The organism is Microbacterium sp. W4I4 (genome assembly GCF_030816235.1).
Taxonomy (GTDB): Bacteria; Actinomycetota; Actinomycetes; order Actinomycetales; family Microbacteriaceae; genus Microbacterium.
Window position 1 is genome coordinate 3416683 of the sequence record NZ_JAUSXT010000001.1, and the last position, 14194, is coordinate 3430876.

The 14194-nt window shown below is 69.8% G+C and carries 15 protein-coding genes; 11 read left to right on the forward strand and 4 right to left on the reverse strand.

From position 1 onward, the window contains the following. Window position 1: 1 nt before the first annotated feature. The 11 genes from QF046_RS16190 to QF046_RS16240 all read left to right on the forward strand — a co-directional run bounded on the left by QF046_RS16190 (window position 2) and on the right by QF046_RS16240 (window position 10143). Window positions 2-547, forward strand: a complete 546-nt coding sequence (locus QF046_RS16190) for a tripartite tricarboxylate transporter TctB family protein (RefSeq protein ID WP_307371770.1) — start codon at window positions 2-4, stop codon at window positions 545-547. Beyond that, window positions 547-2094, forward strand: coding sequence for a tripartite tricarboxylate transporter permease (locus tag QF046_RS16195; RefSeq protein WP_307371772.1), 1548 nt, complete (start codon window positions 547-549; stop codon window positions 2092-2094). Before QF046_RS16190 ends, QF046_RS16195 begins: the two co-directional genes overlap by 1 nt. A gap of 42 nt (window positions 2095-2136) precedes the next feature. Continuing rightward, window positions 2137-2931: a sulfite exporter TauE/SafE family protein gene (locus tag QF046_RS16200; RefSeq protein WP_307371775.1), complete on the forward strand. Its 795-nt coding sequence runs from the start codon at window positions 2137-2139 to the stop codon at window positions 2929-2931. Window positions 2932-3001: 70 nt separating this feature from the next. Then, the gene (locus QF046_RS16205; protein WP_307371776.1) at window positions 3002-3460 is read left to right on the forward strand and encodes a MaoC family dehydratase N-terminal domain-containing protein; all 459 of its coding nucleotides are present in this window, start codon (window positions 3002-3004) and stop codon (window positions 3458-3460) included. After that, the gene (locus QF046_RS16210; RefSeq protein ID WP_307371778.1) at window positions 3460-3873 is read left to right on the forward strand and encodes a MaoC/PaaZ C-terminal domain-containing protein; all 414 of its coding nucleotides are present in this window, start codon (window positions 3460-3462) and stop codon (window positions 3871-3873) included. The genes QF046_RS16205 and QF046_RS16210 overlap by 1 nt, the downstream gene beginning before the upstream one ends. Before the next feature lies 1 nt (window position 3874). Further along, window positions 3875-5017 (forward strand): UDP-N-acetylmuramate dehydrogenase, encoded by a 1143-nt coding sequence (locus QF046_RS16215; RefSeq protein WP_307371781.1) that lies wholly within the window; start codon window positions 3875-3877, stop codon window positions 5015-5017. 13 nt (window positions 5018-5030) lie between these two features. Next, entirely contained in the window at window positions 5031-5723 is a 693-nt protein-coding gene (locus tag QF046_RS16220) for a FadR/GntR family transcriptional regulator (protein ID WP_307371783.1), read from the forward strand. Window positions 5724-5864: 141 nt separating this feature from the next. Continuing rightward, on the forward strand, window positions 5865-7268 hold the full coding sequence (locus tag QF046_RS16225) for a four-carbon acid sugar kinase family protein (protein WP_307371786.1): 1404 nt from the start codon (window positions 5865-5867) through the stop codon (window positions 7266-7268). Between the two features lie 27 nt (window positions 7269-7295). After that, window positions 7296-8186, forward strand: a complete 891-nt coding sequence (locus tag QF046_RS16230) for an NAD(P)-dependent oxidoreductase (RefSeq protein WP_307371789.1) — start codon at window positions 7296-7298, stop codon at window positions 8184-8186. A 39-nt stretch (window positions 8187-8225) separates the two neighbouring features. Then, window positions 8226-9647, forward strand: a complete 1422-nt coding sequence (locus QF046_RS16235; protein WP_307371791.1) for a GntP family transporter — start codon at window positions 8226-8228, stop codon at window positions 9645-9647. Window positions 9648-9744: 97 nt separating this feature from the next. Further along, window positions 9745-10143 carry a VOC family protein gene (locus tag QF046_RS16240; RefSeq protein ID WP_307371793.1) on the forward strand — a complete coding sequence of 133 codons (399 nt, stop codon included), beginning with the start codon at window positions 9745-9747 and terminating at the stop codon, window positions 10141-10143. Between the two features lie 45 nt (window positions 10144-10188). On the opposite strand, the gene QF046_RS16245 is transcribed toward QF046_RS16240, so the two are convergent. The 4 genes from QF046_RS16245 to QF046_RS16260 all read right to left on the reverse strand — a co-directional run bounded on the left by QF046_RS16245 (window position 10189) and on the right by QF046_RS16260 (window position 14177). Beyond that, complete coding sequence (locus tag QF046_RS16245; protein ID WP_307371796.1) at window positions 10189-11406, reverse strand: pyridoxal phosphate-dependent aminotransferase; 1218 nt, start codon at window positions 11404-11406, stop codon at window positions 10189-10191. Window positions 11407-11480: 74 nt separating this feature from the next. Beyond that, a complete protein-coding gene (locus QF046_RS16250; protein ID WP_307371798.1) occupies window positions 11481-11933 on the reverse strand; it encodes a hypothetical protein in 453 nt (150 codons plus the stop codon). Between the two features lie 51 nt (window positions 11934-11984). Next, entirely contained in the window at window positions 11985-12449 is a 465-nt protein-coding gene (gene rraA / locus QF046_RS16255) for a ribonuclease E activity regulator RraA (RefSeq protein WP_307371800.1), read from the reverse strand. Window positions 12450-12581: 132 nt separating this feature from the next. Continuing rightward, the gene (locus tag QF046_RS16260) at window positions 12582-14177 is read right to left on the reverse strand and encodes an isocitrate lyase (protein ID WP_307371804.1); all 1596 of its coding nucleotides are present in this window, start codon (window positions 14175-14177) and stop codon (window positions 12582-12584) included. Between the last annotated feature and the right edge of the window lie 17 nt (window positions 14178-14194).

The window sequence follows — 14194 nt, forward strand, 5'->3', positions numbered from 1 at the left end:
CATGACTGCCCCGCTCATCGGGGCGAACGGGCGGGTCGAGGACACTCGGCCCGCCCCACGGGTTCCCGTCGGGGAGCTCGTCTTCGCCCTTCTCATGCTCGTCCTCGGCGTCCTCGCGCTGATCGGCGCGTTCAGCATCCATGTCCCCGTCGGCATCCAGGTCGGACCGACCGTGTTCCCGATCGCCGTCTCGGTGCTGCTGATCGCGACCGCCGCGGCCGTCGTCGTCGGCGCACTGCGCGGCGATCGCGCACAGCCCGAAGACGGCGAGGACATCGACCCGAACGCCCGCACCGACTGGCTCACTCTGGCGAAGATCGTCGGTGGGCTGATCGCTCACCTGCTGCTGATCGAGGTCATCGGCTGGGCACCCGCCGCGGCCGTGCTGTTCGGCATCGTCGCCTGGACGCTCGGCGCGAAGCGCTGGTGGCTCGGATTCGTGATCGGACTCGTGGTGGCACTGGCCGTGCAGGTCGTCTTCGGCGGACTGCTCGGACTGTCGCTGCCCTGGGGTCCGGCGTTCGGCTGGCTGGGAGGGATGTTCTGATGGACAGCTGGACTCTGCTCCTGGAGGGCTTCGCCACCGCGCTGCAGCCCCAGTACCTGATGTGGGCGTTCATCGGCGTCTTCATCGGCACGGCCGTCGGCGTGCTGCCAGGCATCGGCCCGGCCATGACCGTCGCGCTGCTGCTGCCGCTGACCTACACACTCGACGCCACCGCGGCGATCATCACCTTCGCCGGCATCTACTACGGCGGCATGTACGGCGGTTCCACCACCAGCATCCTGCTCAACACGCCAGGTGAGTCGGCCTCGATAGTCACGGCGATCGAGGGCAACAAGATGGCCAAGCTCGGTCGGGGTGCGGCAGCGCTCGCCACCGCGGCCATCGGATCGTTCGTCGCCGGCACCATCGCCACGATCGGGCTCACACTGCTGGCGCCGATCCTGGCGGACTTCGCCGTCTCGCTCGGCCCCGCAGACAAGCTCGCACTCATCGTCGTCGCCTTCATCACCGTGGGTGCGCTGATGGGTCGGTCCGTCTCGCGCGGGGTCCTCTCGCTGGCGATCGGTCTGTTCATCGGGCTGATCGGCACGGACAACCTCTCCGGCCAGCAGCGCTACACGCTGGGACTGCCGGTGCTCGGCGAGGGGATCAGCGTGGTGCTCGTCGCCGTCGGCCTCTTCGCCGTCGGCGAGACCCTGTACGTCGCCGCCAAGCTGCGGCACGGGGGAGTGGACGTCATCCCGGTGACCAAGGGCTGGCGCAACTGGATGACGAAGGACGATTGGAAGCGGTCGTGGAAGCCGTGGCTGCGCGGGACGGCGATCGGGTTCCCGATCGGCACGATCCCTGCGGGCGGGGCGGATGTCGCGACCTTCCTGTCCTACGCGGCCGAGCGCAAGCTCTCCAAGCGCAAGGACGAGTTCGGCCGGGGCGCCATCGAGGGCGTGGCAGGACCGGAGGCCGCCAACAACGCGGCCGCAGCCGGTGTGCTCGTGCCGCTGCTGACCCTGGGCCTGCCGACCACGGCGACCGCCGCGATCATCCTCTTCGCGTTCCAGTCCTACGGCATCCAGCCCGGACCCCAGCTGTTCACCAACCAGCCCGCGCTGGTGTGGGCGCTGGTGGCGAGCCTGTACCTCGGCAACCTGATCCTCATCGTGCTGAACCTGCCGCTGGTGGGGATGTGGGTCAAGCTGCTGCAGATCCCGCGGCCGTACCTGTACGCCGGCATCCTCATGTTCGCCGCATTCGGCGCATACGCGATCCGGTTCTCGATCGCCGACGTGGTGATCCTGCTGATCATCGGCGTGCTCGGCTACTTCATGCGTCGCTACGGCATCCCCGTCGCGCCGCTCGTCGTCGGGATGATCCTCGGGCCGATGGGCGAGGCGGAGCTGCGCAAGGCGCTCCAGCTGAGCCAGGGGGATCCCGCCACGCTGGTCATGCAGCCCTTCGCGGCCGCAGCCTACGGAGCACTCATCCTGCTCATCCTCGGGGCCCTGTGGCTGCGCCGGCGGCAGACCCGCTACGAGCAGCACCTGACCGAGACGATCGCGGTGCCGATCACAGCCGATCAGGAGGTCTGACTCCGTGTGAGGGCGCGAGTGCTCCCGGGATAGTGTGGTTCTGTGCACGAGGACCACGCCATCACCCGGGAGCCTCGCGCCTACCTCGGCTACGTCGTGATCGGCCTGATCGCCGGGCTGCTCTCCGGACTCTTCGGCGTCGGCGGCGGAACGGTCATCGTGCCGCTGCTCGTGCTGCTGCTGCGCTTCGATCAACGCCGTGCGGCTGGCACGTCGCTCACCGCGATCGTTCCGACCGCCAGCGTCGGGGTCGTCTCGTACGCACTGTCGGGATCCGTCGCATGGATCGCCGCACTGATCCTCGCGGCCGGCGCCGTCGTCGGAGCCCAGATCGGCTCGCGATTGATGCCGAAGCTCTCGCAGACCGTCCTGCGCTGGGGATTCGTCGTGTTCCTGGTCGTCGTCATGGTCAGCCTGTTCCTCGTCATCCCCTCCCGGGACGCCGTGTTCGAACTGTCCTGGCTCAGCGGCGTCGGGCTCGTGCTGGTCGGGATGCTGACCGGCGTGATCGCCGGACTCATCGGCGTCGGGGGAGGAGTCGTCGTGGTCCCCGTCCTGATGCTCGTCTTCGGCACCAGCGACCTGGTCGCCAAGGGCACGTCGCTGCTGATGATGATCCCCACCGCCGTCTCCGGCACGATCGGCAACCTGCGCCACGGCAACGTCGATCTGGTCGCCGCAGGGATCATCGGGCTGTCGGCCTGCACCATGACGGCCCTCGGCGCCTGGCTGGCCTCGTTCATCGATCCCGCCACCGGCAACATCCTCTTCGCGGTGTACCTCGTGGTCATCGCCGTGCAGATGAGCATCAAGGCCATCCGCAGCCGCGGACGCTGACACCGCGGCGACCGGGCTTCTCCCGGCCCGCCCGGAACCGCCGTGCGGGCGGCCCGGATAGGATCGAGGGGTGCCCGTGAACAACGAACTGGTCGGCCGGGAGTTCCCGCCGACGGCCCCCTACCTCGTCGGCCGTGAGAAGGTGCGCGAGTTCGCCCGCGCCGTCTTCGCCGACGCCCCGCAGCACACCGACGTCGCCGCCGCGCAGGCCGCAGGCTACGCCGACGTGGTCGCACCGCCGACGTTCGCGATGGTGATCCAGGACCACACGCTGCAGCAGCTGCTCGCCGAGCCGGACTCCGGCATCGTGCTGGCGCGCACCATCCACGCCGAGCAGCGCTTCACCTACTCGCGGCCCATCGTCGCGGGCGACGAGCTCGTCGCGACGCTTGCCGTCACCGGCATCCGCACGCTCGGCGGCAACGCCATGATCACGAGCGACGCGACGATCACCGACGCGGCAGGCGAGCACGTCGTGACCGCCACCAGCGTGCTGCTGGTGGGCCAGGATGCCGAGGAGGCGAAGTGATGGCTGATCTCACCGCGGGGCTCACCGTGGGCGACGTGATCGCCGAGCGCACCGTGCACCTGACCCGTGAGTCGCTGGTGCGCTACGCCGGGGCGTCAGGCGACTTCAACCCGATCCACTACCGCGACGACGTCGCCGCCTCCGTCGGCCTGCCCGGCGTGCTCGCGCACGGCATGCTCACCATGGGCATCGCCTCATCGGTGGTGCTCGCGGCGCTGCCCGCCGACGTGCGGCTGATCGACTACGGCGTGCGCTTCACCAAGCCCGTCGTCGTCGACCCGGAGACCGGCGCGGACGTGCACGTCGTCGCCAAGGTCGCCGTGGTCGACGACGAGACCGCGCGCATCGACCTGACCGTGAAGTACGCCGAGACGACCGTGCTCGTCAAGGCGCAGCTGCGGGTCGCGCTCTGAGATGACGTCACTCGAGGTCATCCCGATCCCGCTGCGCGGACTCACGACCCTGCGCACCGGGGCCGCACCAGAGCGGATGCTGGATGCCACCACCCGCGCCGATCTCATCGAGGCGCTGCGCGAGGTGTGGGCCGGTCCGGACGACTGGTTCGTGCTGGGCGGCGGGTCGAACCTCTTCGTCGGTGACGAGCCGTTCGAAGGTGCGGTGATCCGCATCCTCACCTCCGGCATCGAGGAGCTCCCCTCGCCGCACGAGGGGCGGATCCGGCTGCGCGTGCAGGCCGGTCACAGCTGGGACGCGCTGGTCGCCTTTGCGGTCGAGCGCGGCTACGCCGGCATCGAGGCGATGAGCGGCATCCCCGGCACCGTCGGCGCCGCACCCGTGCAGAACGTCGGCGCGTACGGGCAGGAGATCCAGGAGACCCTGGTCGAGGTGGAGCTGATCGACGAGGGTGCGGATGCCCCGATCGTCGTGCCGGCCGCAGAGCTCGGCCTGGGCTTTCGCACGTCGGTGCTCAAGCATCACTACGGCGAGGCGCAGCAGCGTCGTGCCGTGATCGTGTCCGTCACCCTCGATCTGGCAGTCACCGGTGGTGCGGGCCGGGTCATCCGCGGAGAGCAGCTGCGCCGGGCCCTCGGTCTGGAGGACTTCGAGCCGGTCCCGCTGGAGTGGGTGCGCACCCGCATCCTGCACACGCGGGCGGCGAAGGGGATGCTGCTGGACGAGAACGATCCCGACACGCACAGCGCCGGCTCGTTCTTCCAGAACGCGATCGTCCCCGAGCGCATCGCCCGTGAGCTGCCACCCGAGTGCCCGCGCTGGCCCGTCGAACCGGACCTCGACACGATGACCGTCATCCCGCTGGAGAACTACTTCGGTCTCGCTCCGCGCGCCGAGAGCCCCGAGCGCATGGTCAAGGTCAGTTCCGCCTGGCTGATCGAGCACTCCGGCATCGGCAAGGCGTTCAAGCTGCCGCGCTCGCGCGCCGCGATCTCGACCAAGCACGCCCTCGCGCTCACGAACCGGGGCGGAGCGAACGCCGCCGAGCTCAGTGAGCTGGCGCGGTTCATCCAGAGCCGTGTGCACGCGGAGTTCGGCCTGCTGCTGCAGCCCGAACCCGTGCTGGTGGGCGTGGAGCTCTGACGTGAACGAGCGGGTGTCGCGCACTCAGTCGGTGGTCGAAGGCCTGCTCGACGAGATCATCGCCGGCCGGCTGGTCGCGGGGGAGCAGCTGCCTCCCGAGGGTGACCTGGCCGCGCAGTTCGGCGTCTCGCGCCTGACCATGCGCGAGGGCGTGAAGCTGCTGCAGGCGCAGGGTGTGATCGTGCAGGTGCCCGGCAGCCGGCACCGCATCGCACCCACCGAGGAGTGGACCGGGCTCGAGGCCGTCGTGCGGCACGCACGCAGTGCCGGTGCGCGCGAGCGCTCGTCGCTGGAGATGCTCGAGATGCGCGTGATGTTCGAGACCGGGGCCGCCGAGCTCGCGGCCTCGAGGCGGACGGACAGCGACCTCGCCGAGCTCGAGATCCTCGTCGGGCGGATGCAGGACGCCCACGCCGTGACCGACGTCGCAGCATTCGTCGCCGCCGACCTCGCCTTCCACGACGTGATCTTCCGCGTAGCCGACAACCGCATCCTGGTCGCGTCGATGCGTCCGTTGACGACGATGCTGCAGGAGACCCGCAGCGAGACCAGTGACGTCGCGGACATCCGCGAGCACGCGATCGCCGAGCATCTCACCGTGCTCGCGGCTCTGCGCACCGGTTCGGCCGAGGCCTCGCGCGAGGCGATGGTGAGCCACATGCGGCAGACCCGTGACGATCTGCTGCACTACGTGCACGGCCGCTGAGGCGCCCCGCAGGCACACGGCCGGTGGATCCGGGCGCGATGTTTGGTCGTGGGCGGATCCTCATGTATCCTCATCGATATCTGATATCAGATAAGCATCCCGGATCTGAGTGAACAAGCCTGAGTGAACAAGGGAGTTCCCGTGCACATCGACACGCTGCTCGCCCCGCTGCCCGAGCCCGTCGACCTGACGGCCGCCGCCGTGCGCGAGCAGCTCGATCCCGTCGATGTCCTGGTCGTCCTCGATGACGACCCCACCGGCACGCAGTCGGTGGCGGGGCTTCCGGTCCTGACCCGCTGGGAGCGCTCCGACCTCGACGGTGCCTTCGCCACCGGTGCGGCGGCCGTCTATGTGCTCACCAACACCCGTTCGCTCGACGAGGATGCCGCCGCCGAGCGCAACCGTGAGATCGTCGAGGTGGCCCTCGCCGCCGCATCCGCAGCGGGCCGTCGCGTCACCTTCGTCTCACGTGGCGACTCCACTCTGCGCGGACACTTCCCGCTCGAGACCGACGTGCTCTCCGCCGAGATCGCCGCGCACGGCGGCGGCACCCCCGCACTCACCCTGCTCGTGCCCGCGTTCCCCGACGCCGGCCGCATCACCGTCGACTCCGTGCACTACTGGGTCACCGATGGCGAGGCCACGCCGGTGGGCGAGACCCCCTTCGCGAAGGACGCCACCTTCGGCTACGCCTCCTCCGACCTGCGCGAGTGGGTGCAGGAGAAGACCGGCGGACGCATTCCGGCATCCGAGGTCGCCGGGCTCGGCATCCGCACCATCCGCGCAGGCGTCGACGCCGTCGAGGAGTTCCTGCGCGCACTGCCCAGCGGCACCGTCGTGCCCGTCGACGTGGTCGAGGAGAGCGACATGCGCGTCGTCGCCCTCGCCCTGCACCGGATGCGCGACCTCGACGTGCTGCTGCGCGTCGGCCCGCCCTACGTGCGCGCACACATCGGCCAGGAGATCGCCGAGCCCGTCCGCGCCGAGGACATCGCCTTCGCATACGACCGCGGCGGCCTCGTCGTCGTGGGCAGCCACGTGCCGCTGACCACCGCCCAGCTCGACGTGCTGAAGAAGGCCCGCCCGCAGACCGTCACGATCGAGCTCGACGTGCACGCACTCATCGGCGCGGGGCGCGAGGCGCACCTGGACGCGCAGGCGCAGGCCGCCGCCGCGGCGCTCGCCGACGGCACCGTCATCGTGCACACCACGCGCGAGCTCGTCACCGGGGGCGACGGGGACGAGAGCCTCGACATCGCCCGCCGCGTGTCCAGCGGCGTCGTCGAACTGGTGCGCCGCGTGCTCGCGATCGCCCCGCCGCGCTTCGTCATCGCCAAGGGCGGCATCACCTCGAGCGACGTCGCCAGCGAGGCGCTGGAGATCCGCCGCGCCACGGTGCTCGGGCCCATGCTGCCCGGCCTCGTGTCGCTCTGGCAGCCCGAGACCGGCCCCGCCGTCGGCATCCCGTACATCGTCTTCGCCGGAAACGTCGGCGACGCCGACTCACTGGCCACCGTCGTCGCGACCCTCGCCGACGAGCACTGAACCGATCCGCATCCACGAAGGAGCACCATGACATCCACAGTTGCCGTCATCGGTCTCGGCGCCATGGGGCTGCCGATGGCCACCCGACTCGCCGAGCGCTTCGAGGTGCGCGGCTTCGACATCGCCTCCGAGCGCCTTGCGCTCGCCGCAGAGAAGGGCGTGACCGCGGCATCCTCGGCCGCTGACGCGGTGTCGGACGCCCAGGTCGTGCTCGTCGCCGTGCGCACCGGCGCCCAGCTGAACGAGCTGCTCTTCGGCGATGCGGGCCTCGCCACCCATCTGACGGAGGGTGCGGTCGTCATCCTGACCAGCACTGTCGGCACCAGCGGCATCGGCGAGACCGCCGAGCGCCTGGCCGAGCACGGCGCGCAGCTCGTGGACGCCCCGCTCTCGGGCGGACCCGTCCGTGCCGGCGAGGGCGACCTGCTGATCGTCGTCGGCGCCGCCCCGGCGGCCCTCGACGTCGCCCGGCCGGTCCTCGAGCAGCTCGCCTCGACGCTGTCGATCGTGGGTGACAAGCCCGGCGACGGTCAGGCGCTCAAGACCGTCAACCAGCTCCTGTGCGGTGTGCACATCGCCGCGGCCGCCGAGGCGCTCGCCCTCGCCGATGCGCTCGGACTGGACCGCGAGAGGACCCTCGAGGCCCTCACCGCAGGAGCCGCGAACTCCTTCATGCTCGGCAACCGCGGTCCGCGCTCCCTGCAGGCCTACGATGCCGAGGGCGCCGAGGTGCTCAGCCGCCTCGACATCTTCGTGAAGGACCTGGGCATCGTCGGCGACGCCGCACGCCAGGCGCACCTCTCCACCCCGGTCGCCGCTGCCGCCGAGCAGCTCTTCCTCCTCGGCGAGGCGCAGGGCCTGGGCGCCCTCGACGACTCCGCCGTCATCCGCGTCGTCGCACCCGAACGACTGTCCTGAGCGCACTGCTGCGCCCCAACTGAAAGAAGAGATCCAGAGATGCTTCCTCTTCCGATCCTCATCCTGATCGGCCTGGCGGGCCTCGGCCTGCTGCTCCTGCTCATCATCCGATTCAAGATGCAGGCGTTCTACGCCCTCATCCTGGTGTCGATCATCGTCGGCCTCGCGGCGGGACTCCCGCTCACGACGATCCCCGCGGACGGCGACGTCCCTGAGAAGCTCGGCGTCATCCAGGCGATCATCGCGGGTGTCGGCGGCACGCTGGGCTCCGTCGCCGTGCTCGTCGCGCTCGGCTCGATGCTCGGCAAGATCATCGAGCTCTCCGGCGGCGCCGACTCACTCGCCGGTCGCTTCACCGGCTGGCTGGGCCCGAAGCGCGTCGGCATCGCGCTCGTCATCGCCGCCGGCATCCTCGCGATCCCGGTGTTCTTCGACGCCGGGTTCATCATCCTGATCCCGATCATCTTCGCCTTCGCCAAGGTGGCAGGGCTCAGCCCCATCAAGTTCGGTCTGCCGATCGCCGGCATCATGCTGGCCGTGCACGTCGCCGTGCCACCGCACCCCGGCATCGTCGGAGGCTCGGCCATCCTCGGCGCCGACATCGGCTGGGTGACGATCCTCGCGCTGGGGGTCTCGGTGCCGCTCGCCGTGATCGCCTACCTCGTGGGCAAGTGGCTCAACCGCCGCGAGTACGCGATGATCGCAGCGACGAAGGAGATGTTCGAGAACTTCGGCACCGAGAAGTCCACGGTCACGTCGGGTCTCGGCGCGGGCGAGAAGGCGCCGGGAGCCGGCACCGTGCTCGGGCTCATCCTGCTGCCGCTCGTGCTGATCATGCTCGGCACCGCCGTAGCGCCGGCGTTCGAGAAGGGCTCGTTCTGGAACGGCCTGCTCACCCTGGTCGGCCAGCCGATCTTCGCCCTCATGGTCGCGATCGCCGCGGCGATGTACTTCCTCGGCATCCGTCGCGGATGGACGCCCGCGCACCTCGGCGAGGTCATGGAGTCGGCACTGCCCTCGGCGGCCGTCATCATCCTCGTCACCGGTGCCGGTGGCGCGTTCGGCCGCATCCTCACCGAGACCGGCATCGGCGGCGCGGTGGCGAACACACTCGCTGCGACGGGCATGCCGCTGATCCTGGCGGGCTTCCTCATCTCGCAGATCATGCGCGCCGCGCAGGGCTCGGCGACCGTCGCCATCGTGACGACCGCAGGCCTGCTGCTGCCGGCGGCTTCGGCGCTCGGGCTGGACACCATCCACACCGCGCTGCTCGCGATCGCCATCGGATACGGCAGCCTCGGCCTCAGCCACGTGAACGACTCGGGCTTCTGGGTGGTCACCCGCTACCTGGGCCTTTCCGTGAAGGACGGTCTGCGCACCTGGACTCCGATGACCACGGTGCTCGGCGTCGCCGGCTTCCTGATCACCTGGCTGCTGTACGCGGTGATCCCGGTCTCCTGACCGGCATCCCTCTGACGGCCGTCACCCCTCGCGGGTGGCGGCCGTCGTCGTCTGCGGGGCGTAGCCCTGGCGAGGTCCGGTCGGGTACGCTCGCCGGATGAGCGGATTGGTCCCTTACCTGCTGTTCCCCGGCGACGCGGCGGATGCGCTGCAGCAGTACGCCGCGGTCTTCGGCGGAGAACTGCACATGTTCACCTACGCACAGTCCGGGCGCGCCGACGGTCCTGAGGACGCGATCGCGCACGGGATGCTGCTGGGCGGCCCCGTCGAGCTCGCCGGGGCCGACGCCGCGACGGGGGACGACTCGGTCTCCATGAGCGGGATGTTCCTGTCGCTGCTCGGCACAGCGGATGCCGAGACGCTGACAGGCTGGTTCGACGCGCTCTCCGAGGGCGGCACCGTCATCGACCCGTTGCAGAAGCGGCCGTGGGGCGACCACGACGGCACGCTCGTGGACCGCCACGGCGTGCGCTGGCTGATCGGCTATCAGGGCTGACACCAGCCCCGTCCCCGCCGGTCCCGCGGGTGGATGCAGGACGCGTCAGGAGGCGAACAGGCGCTGCAGGCGCTGCACGCCCTCCAGCAGCTGGTCATCGCCCAGCGCGTACGACATGCGGATGTAGCCGGACGGACCGAAGGCCTCGCCGGGGACGACCGCGACCTCGGCCTGCTCGAGGATGAGGTCGGCCAGCTCCAGCGACGTGGTCGGCGTGACGCCGCCCCCGTCCTTCGTGGGCCAGGTGCGGCCCAGCAGGCCCTGCACGTCGGGGTACACGTAGAACGCGCCGTGCGGGTTCGGCACCACGAGACCGTCGATCTTCGACAGCTCCGAGACGATCAGACGGCGGCGGCGGTCGAAGGCCTGGCGCATCTTCTCGGCCTCGTCCTGCGGGCCGTTCAGCGCTGCGATCGCTCCGCGCTGCGCGACGTTGTTGACATTGCTGGTCAGGTGCGACTGCAGGTTGCCGGCGATCTTGACGGCATCCGCGGGTCCGACCATCCAGCCCACCCGCCAGCCGGTCATCGCGTAGGTCTTCGCGACGCCGTTGACGAGGATGGTCTGGTTCGCGGCCTCCGGGACGGCTGCGACGACCGAGGTGGCCTGCACTCCGTCGTAGGTGAGGTTCTGGTAGATCTCGTCGGAGATGATCCAGATGCCGTGCTCCACGGCCCACTCGGCGATCGCCTTCGTCTCCGCAGCGGTGTACACCGAGCCGGTCGGGTTGGAGGGCGAGACGAACACGAGCACCGTGGTGCGCTCGGTGCGGGCGGCTTCGAGCTGCTCGACGGTGACCTTGTAGTCCTGGTCGGCTCCGGCGAACACCTCGACGGGCGTGCCGTCTGCCAGGCGGATCGCCTCGGGGTAGGTGGTCCAGTACGGCGCCGGCAGCAGCACCTCGTCGCCGGGGTTCACGACTGTCTGGAACGCCTGGTAGACGGACTGCTTGCCGCCGTTGGTGACGATCACCTGGCTGGGGGAGACCTCAAGTCCCGAGTCGCGCAGCGTCTTCGCCGCGATCGCCTCGCGCAGTGCCGGAAGGCCGGCGGCGGGGGTGTAACGGTAGTTCGCCGGGTCGGTGAGGGCCTCGGCGGCGGCATCAACGACGAACTGCGGCGTCGCGAAATCGGGCTCGCCGGCGGCGTAGGAGATGATCGGCTTGCCCTCGGCCTTGAGGGCCTTCGCCTTCGCGTCCACCTTGAGCGTGGCGGACTCGGCGATGGCGGACAGCTTACGGGAGAGGGGTGCGCGTTCGGTCACACCTCAGATGCTACCCGGGCGCGCGTCCGTCTTCGAGGGCTGAGACGAGGTCGAGTGCGGAATGCGGGCAACGGTCAGCAGTAGTCCGCGAACTGCCGGAACGGATGCTGCGGATCGGTGACGTCCACGAGTGCGGTCGCCGCCGTGTGCGGCTTCTCATCGCCGGCCAGCAGCCAGATGCTGAAATGCCACATGCCGCGGCGGGTGTCATCCAGCAGACCCGCGTCTCCCGCGACGATGAGCACCGCGTTCGCGCGTGCGCTGCGGAAGGGTCCCACCACTTCGGAGCGCAGCGTGTCGGCATCCGGAGCATCCGGAGTCACCGACGTCGCCGTGATGCCGCGTGATGTGAAGGCCGCCGCGAGCTGCGCGGCGAAGGCGGCGGAGCGATCGCGATCAGGACTGGACACGGCGACCAGTCGCGCGCCGTGCGCGTAGGAGTGCAGGAACTCGTCGATGACGCTGTTCAGGAGTTCCGCGCTGGTCGTGACGTCGGCGCTGGTCGTGAGGTCGGCGTGGTCGGGCATGGCCCCAGGCTACGCCCGGCTCGAGACGGGCGGGCCGGATGCCGGCATCCGTCAGCGCTCGATCAGGATGCCGTCCTCGTCGGCGTACGCTCGCGCGTCGGGGCGGAAGACGACGCCGCCGAACTCGAGCACGACGTCCACCTCGCCGGCGCCCTCCTTCGCGCTCTTGCGCGGGTTCGTGCCGAGGGCCTTGACGCCCAGCGGCATCCGCCCCAGCGCGACGCTGTCGCGGACGCAGCCGTGGATGATGACGCCCGCCCACCCGGCATCCACCGCGCTCTGCGCGATCAGGTCTCCCATCAGCGCCGTCTCCAGGGACCCGGCGCCGTCGACGACGAGCACGGCGCCCTCGCCGGGTGTCTGCAGGACCTGCTTGACCAGCGCGTTGTCCTGGAAGCAGCGCACCGTTCGGATCGGGCCCTCGAACTGCGCGATGCCGCCGAACGAGCGCAGCTGCAGGGAAAGGGACTGCAGGGCGTCGCCGTGCAGGTCGTACAGGTCGGCGGTCGCGGTCATGGGTGTCTCCTCGGTCGGCGGCGCTTCGATCCCCACGCCCCACTCCGGCCGCCGCTGACGCGGCGACCGGAGCCTCGGGGGCGCGGGGCCCCGGCTCAGCGACCCATGGGTCCCTGAGCCTGTCGAAGGGTCTCAGCTGAACTGGTTCATCGTGTTGTGCTGGCCACCGGCCTTCAGCGCGGCTTCGCCGGCGAAGTACTCCTTGTGGTTGTCGCCGAGGTCGCTGCCGGCCATGTTCTGGTGCTTGACCGTGGCGATGCCCTGGCGGATCTCCTGGCGCTGCACGTCGCGGACATAGGTCAGCATCCCCTCGTCCCCGAAGTATCCCTTGGCGAGATTGTCGGTCGACAGGGCGGCCGTGTGGTACGTCGGCAGGGTGATGAGGTGGTGGAAGATCCCGGCGCGGGCGGACCCGTCGCGCTGGAACGTGCGGATCTTCTCGTCGGCGATGCGGGCGAGCTCGGTGTCGTCGTAGTCGACGCTCATCAGCTTGTCGCGGTCGTACGTCGAGACGTCCTGGCCCGCCGCGGCGAGCTCGTCGAAGGCCTGCTGGCGGAAGCTCAGCGTCCAGTTGAACGACGGGCTGTTGTTGTAGACGAGCTTCGCGTTCGGGATCACCTCGCGGATGCGGTCGACCATGCCGGCGATCTGCTCGACGTGCGGCTTCTCGGTCTCGATCCACAGCAGGTCCGCGCCGTTCTGCAGCGAGGTGATGCAGTCCAGGACCACGCGGTCCTCGCCGGTGCCCGGGCGGAACTGGTACAGGTTGCTCGCCAGACGCTTCGGGCGCAGCAGCTGCCCGTCGCGCTTGATGACCACGTCGCCGTTGCCGAGTTCGCTCTCGCCGATCTCCTCGACGTCGAGGAAGGAGTTGTACCGGTCGCCCAGGTCTCCGGGTTCGCGCGTGACGGCGAGCTTCTGGGTGAGGCCCGCGCCCAGCGAGTCGGTGCGGGCGACGATGATGCCGTTGTCGATGCCGAGCTCGAGGAAGGCGTAGCGGACCGCGTTGAGCTTCGCGACGAAGTCCTCGTGCGGCACGGTGACCTTGCCGTCCTGGTGGCCGCACTGCTTCTCGTCGGAGACCTGGTTCTCGATCTGGATGGCGCAGGCGCCGGCCTCGATCATCTTCTTGGCGAGCAGGTAGGTCGCCTCCGGGTTGCCGAACCCGGCGTCGATGTCGGCGATGATCGGGACGACGTGGGTCTCGAAGCCGTCGATCTGCGACTGGATGAACTCCTCGGCTGTCTCGTCGCCGGCCGCGCGGGCCGCGTCCAGCTGGGTGAACAGCAGGTCCAGCTCACGGGCATCCGCCTGCCGCAGGAACGTGTACAGCTCCTGGATCAGCGCGGGGACGACCGTCTTCTCGTGCATCGACTGGTCGGGCAGCGGCCCGAACTCGGAGCGCAGCGCGGCGACCATCCAGCCCGACAGATACAGGTAGCGCTTGTTCGTCGTCTTCAGATGCTTCTTGATGGAGATGAGCTTCTGCTGCCCGATGAAGCCGTGCCAGACGCCCAGCGACTGGGTGTAGACCGACGAGTCGGCGTCGTACTCGCCCATGTCGCGGCGCATGATGTCGGCGGTGTACTGCGCGATCTCCAGCCCGGTGCGGAACCGGTTCTGCGCCCGCATGCGCGCGGCCGATTCGGGGTCGATGGCGTTCCAGCCGGATCCGTTCGCACCCTTCAGCTCCTGGATGGCGGCGATGTCGTCCTGGTAGTCAGTCATGTCATGTCCTTCTCTGG

Coding starts and splice junctions, on each gene's coding strand:
- QF046_RS16190 (WP_307371770.1), top strand. CDS start 2: ATGACTGCCCCGCTCATCGGGGCGAACGGGCGGGTCGAGGACACTCGG.
- QF046_RS16195 (WP_307371772.1), top strand. CDS start 547: ATGGACAGCTGGACTCTGCTCCTGGAGGGCTTCGCCACCGCGCTGCAG.
- rraA (WP_307371800.1), bottom strand. CDS start 12,449: ATGACCGCGACCGCCGACCTGTACGACCTGCACGGCGACGCCCTGCAG.
- QF046_RS16240 (WP_307371793.1), top strand. CDS start 9,745: ATGAGCGGATTGGTCCCTTACCTGCTGTTCCCCGGCGACGCGGCGGAT.
- QF046_RS16250 (WP_307371798.1), bottom strand. CDS start 11,933: ATGCCCGACCACGCCGACCTCACGACCAGCGCCGACGTCACGACCAGC.
- QF046_RS16215 (WP_307371781.1), top strand. CDS start 3,875: ATGACGTCACTCGAGGTCATCCCGATCCCGCTGCGCGGACTCACGACC.
- QF046_RS16260 (WP_307371804.1), bottom strand. CDS start 14,177: ATGACTGACTACCAGGACGACATCGCCGCCATCCAGGAGCTGAAGGGT.
- QF046_RS16210 (WP_307371778.1), top strand. CDS start 3,460: ATGGCTGATCTCACCGCGGGGCTCACCGTGGGCGACGTGATCGCCGAG.
- QF046_RS16230 (WP_307371789.1), top strand. CDS start 7,296: ATGACATCCACAGTTGCCGTCATCGGTCTCGGCGCCATGGGGCTGCCG.
- QF046_RS16235 (WP_307371791.1), top strand. CDS start 8,226: ATGCTTCCTCTTCCGATCCTCATCCTGATCGGCCTGGCGGGCCTCGGC.